Origin of the sequence: 'Camptotheca acuminata' phytoplasma (genome assembly GCF_041276565.1) — a bacterium.
In the GTDB taxonomy this organism is placed as follows: domain Bacteria; phylum Bacillota_I; class Bacilli_A; order Acholeplasmatales; family Acholeplasmataceae; genus Phytoplasma.
The window spans coordinates 1-7823 of sequence record NZ_JBGGGR010000013.1; the positions used below are offsets into that span (position 1 = coordinate 1).

A 7823-nucleotide genomic window follows, 5' to 3' on the forward strand; every position below is an offset into this window, starting at 1 on the left:
ATTTTTTTAAAAAAATTATATTTAAAATCTAAAAAACAACGACATTTAATTTTAACATAAATTTTTAAAAAAGAATATTTTTTTTAAAAAAAATTTATTTTTTTTTATTTAAAAAAATAAAAATATCATTTAATGAATATCCTTCAAAAAAATATTCAAAAATTTCATTAAAAATGGGGAAATTATTTAAAATAATTTCTTTTTTTTGTGTTTCAAAAGGATTTAAAACATATTTATCCAAAGGCAAAGAATCATTATTGCCGACGCCTATTTTTAATCTTTTAAATTGATCTGTTTTTAAAACTTCTATTATATTTTTAATTCCGTTATGTCCACCGTGGCGTCCTTTATTTTTTAATTTAAAAACACCTTCTTTTAAAGAAATATCATCATACACAATTAAAATATCTTCTATTTTTAATTGATAATTTTTCATAACTTCTTTCACAGCTGTTCCTGATAAATTCATATAAGTTTGAGGTTTAACTAATAAAATCTGAGAATTTTTTTTTGTAGATTGATAAATGAAACTTGCAAATTTTTTTTTTAATTGAAAATTATTCTCTAATGTATTTTTTAAAAAAAAATCTATTGCCATAAAACCTATATTATGTGGTGTATTATCAAAAATTAAACCTGGATTCCCTAAACCAAAAATAACTTTCATTTTTTATTTTCTTTCATTGAATATATTAAATATTAAGTTTTTATAGTATAAAAATAAAAAAATGCTAATAAATTATTTTATTAACATTTTTTTTAATTATTTTCATTTATTATTCATAAATTTTATATATTATTTTATTTTTTTGTCTTTTGTTATTAATAAATTTATATAAAGTATCAAATAATAAAACTACCAAAATACAAGAGATTAAAGATAAATAATGTATAAATCCTAAATCGATTGTTCCAAATGTTTTTCTTAAGCCTTCAAAAGATACCGTAACTAAAACAAAGAAAATTAATTCACATAAAATTCCAAAATATAAAAGTTTATTTCTCTTATTATCTTTGCTCCAGAAATACCTTTTATCTGAACGACAAGCGAACACATTTCCTATTTGAGAGAAAATAACAGCTCCAAAAGCCATAGTAGAAGCTAATAAAAATCTATCTTCTGAAGCAAATTTTTTTAATGTGCCAGCTATTGCTGCACTTTTAACATCACTCAATAAAGTAGTTCCGTAAAAAGTTAAGAAGAATACTAAACCTAAAATACCTTCAACTATACCTAAAAAACCATAACTTCTTTTTAAAACTTTTTTATCTAATAAATGATCATCTTTAGTAATAGGTTTTTGTTCTAACAATTCTTTTTTAGGTTTTTCAGCTCCTAAAGCGATAGCCGGAATTAAATCGGTAACTAAATCTATAGCTAAAATTTGCATAACAGTTAAATAAAGTGGAACGTTAAAAAGAGCCATAAAAATAATTGGGAAAATTTGTGGAATATTTGAACTAAATACATAAGTTATAAATTTTTTAATATTGTCATAAATACCACGTGCTTCTAAAAGAGCATTTGGGATTGTAGAAAAATTATCATCTAATAAAATGATATCTGCTGCATTACGTGTAACATCTTTTCCAGATTTACCCATAGCGATACCGATATGAGCTTCTTTCATAGCTAAAATATCATTGATTCCATCACCAATAACACCTACTATTTCTCCATTGCTACGATAAGCTTGTGTAATTCTTAATTTGTGTTTAGGAGTTGTACGAGAAAAAAATATCGGTACAGTAGTTTTTAAAGATTCCTGTAATTCTTCTTGTGACATTTGATCTATTTTAGTACCATTAATATCCAAATATTCATCATTTTCAATAATTCCTACTTGTCTACCGATAGAAACAGCTGTTGGACCGTAATCACCTGTAATAACAGTAATTTTTAAACCTGCTTTGTATAATTTTTTAACTGCTCCGTATACTTCCATTTTTGGAGGGTCGTAATTAACGAAGAATCCTAAGAAAACTAAATCTTTTTCTTCATAATTTTTTTCAACGCTATCTATTTTTTTATAAGCGATCCCTAACATACGGTAACCTTTAATAGATAATTCTTCGTTTTGTTTTATAAAAGCATCTTTTTCTGCTTGTGTAAAAGGGCTAACTTTATCATGATCATATTTATAAATAGAATCATTTAAAATGATACTTGGCGCACCTTTAATAAAAACATATTTTTCATTTAAATCGTAACTATCTTGAGATATATTTTTAACTAAAACACTCATTTTTTTGTTTTCAGAAGAAAAAGGAACTATTTTTTCAACATCAAAATTATTGACAACGTTATCTTTTTGGAATCCGTATTTTCTAGCAGCTATTAATAAAGCTCCTTCGGCTGCATTTCCTATTATTTGTAATTTGCTTTTATCATTTTCGTCATCAACTATATTAGTTTCAGAACAAACAGAAGCAGCAATTAACATTTTTTTTAATACTTTGTCATCACGTTTTTTGTTAAAATTGGTAAATTGACCTTCTTTTTCGAAACCATTACCAGTAATATCAGCAGAACCACCATTAAATAAAACTTTAGTACAAGTCAATTTATTTTCTGTTAATGTGCCTGTTTTATCAGTACAAATAACTGTAGCTGAATTTAAAGTTTCAACAAAAAATAATTTTTTAATTAAAGCTTTTTTCTTAGCCATTCTTTGAGAACCAATAGCTAAACTTAAATTAATAGTCGGTAATAATCCTTCTGGTATATTAGCTACTAACATTCCTAATGAAACAGTAATAGCACCCATCCAATATCTATCATCACGAGGAAAACGCCATAAACAAATAATAAAAACTACTAATGTTAAAGATAAAGCGATAGTACTAATAACTTTAATAACTTTATGAATCTCTTTTTCAAGAGTACTTATACCTTTGTCGATTTCCTCTGATAAATTTGAAATTTCACCAATTTGAGTATTTTCTGCAATCGAATAAACGATAGCTTTAGCACTTCCTTGAGTAACCGTAGCTCCAGCGAAGACTAAATTAGGAATTTCAGCGACAACATCATTATCGTTTTTATTAATTTCAGCAGTACGATTTAAAGGAACCGTTTCACCGGTTAAAATAGAATTATCAACATAAAAATCATTGGCTTCAATTATTCTTGCATCAGCAGGTACTACAGCACCAGCGTCTAAAAAGATAATATCACCAATGGTTAAATTTATAACATCAATAAATTCTACTTTATTGTTACGATAAACTTGAATCTTTTTAGGAATCATATCACCTAAAGAAGATAAAATTTTTTCAGCTTTATACTCTTGGATGAAAGAGAAAATACCATTAATAAATATAACTGTTAAAATGGCTATTCCTATTTCTTTTTCCTTAATTATAAAAGCTAATGTACCTGAAACTAATAATAAAATTGCAAACATTGAAGTAAATTGTTTTACTATTTGTTTCACAAAATTAAATTTTTTACCTGATTTAATAAAATTTAAACCATATTTAGAATATCTTTTTTGAACTTCCTCATCGTCTAAACCTTCGTAATTGGTATCATAACGTTTGAAAGCTTCTTCTAAAGATAAACTACTTATTTCTAAAAGCTCTTTATTTTCCATAATGTTTTCTAATTACCTTTTTTTTAAAAAAAAATTATAAAATTTAAAAATTATTCTTATTTAATATATATTAAAATAATTTTTTGTCAACTAATGTTAATGATATGTTGTAAAAACAGGAATTTTTATATATAACAAATTTTTCATCTATTATATATAAAAAATATAAAATTAAAAAAAACAATAATAAATCAAATTATATTATTATTTTTTATTAAATTTTCATATTTTTTTAAATATTCTGCATACTTATTTTTTTCTTCTTGGATTTTCCATTTACTGGCTTTTTCTAAAAAAGACTTGTTTTTTAAAATTTTTTCACTTCTTTTAATTTCTTCTAAAAGAAGTTCTTTTTGTTTGAAGAAATTTTTTTGTATTTCTGTTTTATTATTTGTTGTTAAAAAATCTTTATCTACGAAAACAAGAACATTTTTTTCGGAATATAAATAAAAATAATTTTCATCAACAATATTTTTTGAAATGATTTCAATTTGTTCTGTTTGAAAAAAATTTTTTAAAGTAGTTAAAAAAACTTCCAATTCAGGAACTGAAATGACAGATGTTTTTATATAAATCTTAGGTAATCTTTTTTTATCAATTTGATGAGTGATTTTCCAATTCCGGATTTTAACAATTATTTTTTTTAAAATTTGGAATTTATCAAAATCTTTTTTATCAAAATAATTTATTCGAGGCCAAGGAGAATGCAAAATAGACTCGTTAAAAGTTAATTGTTCGTAAATAGCGTCCGTTAAAAAAGGTATAAAAGGATGTAAAAATTTTAAAATATTTTTAAAAACAAAAAGTAAAAATTTTTGAGTATTTAAATTCACTTGAGGTTTTTTAAAAAACATTTTTAAAAATTCTAAATACCAATTTCCGAATTCTTCCCAAACGAAATGATATAATAACTCGCCTATTAAATTAAATTCATAACCTTTATATAACCGATCTATTTGAGAATTTAATTCCGATAATTGAAACAATAAAGCTTTTTCTGGGAAAAGTAATAAATTTTCTTCGAAATCTGTTTCTTTTGTGTATAAATTCATTTGAATAAAACGACTTATGTTCCAAATTTTATTAATAAAATTAGAACTGTTGATTAGTTTTTGTTTATCGAAAAATAAATCTGTTCCGTTAGAAACACTGGTAGTTAAATACCATCTTAAAGCATCTATTCCGTATTCTTCGATAATTGTTTCTGGTAAAATCCCATTTCCTTTTGATTTAGACATTTTTTGACCTTCATGATCTCTTACTAAACCATGTAATAAAATATTTTTAAAAGGGATTTTTTTAGTAAAATGAATACTTTGTAAAAACATTTTAGTTACCCAAAAACTTAAAATATCGTAACCAGTTACTAGTAAATCGAATGGAAAACGTCTTTTAAATAAAGAATCTTTTTGTTGATTTTCAAAATCTAAAGTAATCAATGGCCATAAGGAAGAAGAAAACCAAGTATCTAATACGTCATCATCTCTTTTGAAACCATCACCAGGATCATCGATTTGAGCTTTAATTTGATCACCTTTATACCAAATAGGAATAGGATGGCCCCACCATAATTGACGAGAAATACACCAATCATCAATAGTTTCTAACCAGCTATTAAAATTTTTGTGGAATCTATTAGGAAAAAAATGAGCTTCATTTTGTTTTAAAACTAAGTGTGCTAATTCTTTGGATTTTAAAAACCATTGTAAAGATACTCTATGTTCGATAATAGAATCGGAAATAGTTGAAAAACCAACCATATGTTCGTAATCTTCTATTTTAGAAACTAAACCCACTTGAGTTAAATCATCGATTAATTTTTGACGACATTCTGAAATACTTAAATTTTTGTATTTTTGAGCTATTTCTTTCATAGTGCCATCTTTATTAATACATAAAACAACTTTTAAATTGTTTTTTTTTCCAATTTGAAAATCATTTTCATCATGAGCAGGAGTTACTTTGACTACTCCTGTACCAAATTCCATATCAACTGTTTTATCGCTAATAACATCGATAACAGAATTAGTAGAAGGAACAATAACTTTTTTTTCTATTAAATGCTTATATCTCTTATCTTGAGGATTAACAGCTAAAGCTTGGTCACCAAAAAGAGTTTCTGGTCTGGTTGTAGCGACTTCTAAAAAATTTTTTTCATCATCAACTAAAAAATATTTTAAATAAAAAAGTTTATCTTTTCTTTTTTTATAATTAACTTCTATATTAGATATAGTAGTTTGAAGAACAGAATCCCAATTAATAATTTTATAATCTCGATAAATCAAATTATCTTTATATAATTTAATAAAAACTTTTCCTACTATCTCTTGAGAAAATGTATCTAAAGTAAATTTTTCGTATTCATAGTCTAAAAACAAACCTATTTGAGACCATTGTTTACGAATGCTATTAGAATATTCATTCTTCCATAAATAAGCATATTTTAAAAAAGTTTCTTTAGTTAAAGTTTGATCTAAAAAACCTTTTTCTTTTAATTTTTGTTTTATTTTGGCCTGAGTAGCAATTCCAGCATGATCCATTCCAGGAATAAAAAGAACATCATAACCTAACATTTTTTTATTTCTTATAACAATATCTTGTAAAACATTGTTCCAAGCATGTCCTAAATGTAGATATCCTGTAATATTTGGAGGAGGTATAAGAATAGTAAAAGTTTTCTTATCTAAATTATTTTCTGTTTTGAAATAATTTTTATTTAACCAATTTTGATATCTATCTTTTTCGATTAATTTAAAACGATAACTAGATTTCATAATATATGTTTTTATTTTATTTAATCCTAATTATTATTTATTCGATTTATATAAAAATAAAAAATTTAATAAATCAATTCAAATAATTTTTATATTCTTTCATAAATAAGATCAATAATAAGATCCATTCCTTCCTTTTTTTTGCAAGATAATAAGTAAATTTGAGGTTTACGTGAATATTCTAAATTATTAAAAACTTGTTCTATTTGTTTTAATCTATTATTAATTTTATTTAACAAAACTTTATCTTTTTTATTCAAAATCAAAACAGGTTGTAGAGAAGATTCATTTAATTTTTGATATATTTCTAAATCTAAAGAAGTAGGTCCTACTTTAAAATCTATTAATTGAAAAATAATCTTAATAGCTGAATTATTTTTTAAAAAATTATTTATCATAAAAACAACATTTTTTTTTATTTGTAAATTTTTTTTCATATAACCATAACCAGGAGAATCTACTAAATAAAAATCATTATTCAATAAAAAATAATTTAAAGTAATTGTTTTTCCTGGAGTTTTAGAAACGAAAGCTAATTTTTTATTATTAGTTAAAAAATTAATAAAAGAACTTTTACCAACATTACTTCTTCCTATCAAAAAAACTTCTGATAATTGAGGCAAAGGACGATCTTTTAAATCAGTAATACTTTTGGTAAAAACAGATTTAACAATCATTATATATTTTCCCTTTTGTTATATAAATTTATCATAATATTAATAATTATATATCAAAATAATTTTTTATACAATAATTTATTTATTAATAAAATAAATTAATCATAAATAATGGGTTTAAACCATCAAAACCGTACCACTAAGAAAGTCCCTCATTTGATTCCAAAAAAACAATTTGTTTAAAATTAAAAGGTTGATTTCAAGTATTTAAACCACAAATATTTTTAATAGAGGATTGCTTAAAAAGCCAAGTAATATCTTTCTGATATCTACTTTAACCCAGTAAAAAACTATCTGACTCTTTATAAAACAGAAAAACAACTAAAAAAAGAAATAAAATTAAAGAAGCAAATATAAAAAAATTTTTAAATTAAAAAAAGAGAAAAAAATGAACCAAAAATCAAATAATGAAATTGATATTTTTGAACCATTTATTTGGTACTCTTAAAAAAAAGTTTTAATTCATAAAAGATTGAACCGAACTATTTATTACTTTTGCTATAACACAAAAAATAAAATAAATTTAGGATAATACTCAAAATTATTTTTAAAAATTAGTAGATTGGCTTAATTATCGGAAAAAAATAAGAATATAAGATATTTTTATTAATTTATATAAAAAAAAGAAAAAATTTAAATTGTACTGAACCCGAAAACCGGTACCGCTTGTAAGTCCCACTTTTGAAAAAAAAACTTGCATTTTTTAAAAATGAATTAACAATTTTCAAAAAAACAAATAATTTTTTCAAAATCAAAACTATTTATTAATTGTTTTA

General features: G+C 23.3%; 4 protein-coding genes. All 4 read right to left on the reverse strand.

What is annotated here, in order from left to right:
- Window positions 1–94: 94 nt before the first annotated feature.
- The 4 genes from pth to yihA all read right to left on the reverse strand — a co-directional run bounded on the left by pth (window position 95) and on the right by yihA (window position 7047).
- Window positions 95–667, reverse strand: coding sequence for an aminoacyl-tRNA hydrolase (pth, locus tag AB6A63_RS01335; protein WP_370430895.1), 573 nt, complete (start codon window positions 665–667; stop codon window positions 95–97).
- A 109-nt stretch (window positions 668–776) separates the two neighbouring features.
- Window positions 777–3596, reverse strand: a complete 2820-nt coding sequence (locus AB6A63_RS01340) for a cation-translocating P-type ATPase (RefSeq protein ID WP_370430896.1) — start codon at window positions 3594–3596, stop codon at window positions 777–779.
- 191 nt (window positions 3597–3787) lie between these two features.
- Window positions 3788–6370, reverse strand: a complete 2583-nt coding sequence (locus AB6A63_RS01345; RefSeq protein ID WP_370430897.1) for a valine--tRNA ligase — start codon at window positions 6368–6370, stop codon at window positions 3788–3790.
- A gap of 89 nt (window positions 6371–6459) precedes the next feature.
- Complete coding sequence (gene yihA, locus AB6A63_RS01350) at window positions 6460–7047, reverse strand: ribosome biogenesis GTP-binding protein YihA/YsxC (RefSeq protein WP_370430898.1); 588 nt, start codon at window positions 7045–7047, stop codon at window positions 6460–6462.
- Window positions 7048–7823: the final 776 nt, after the last annotated feature.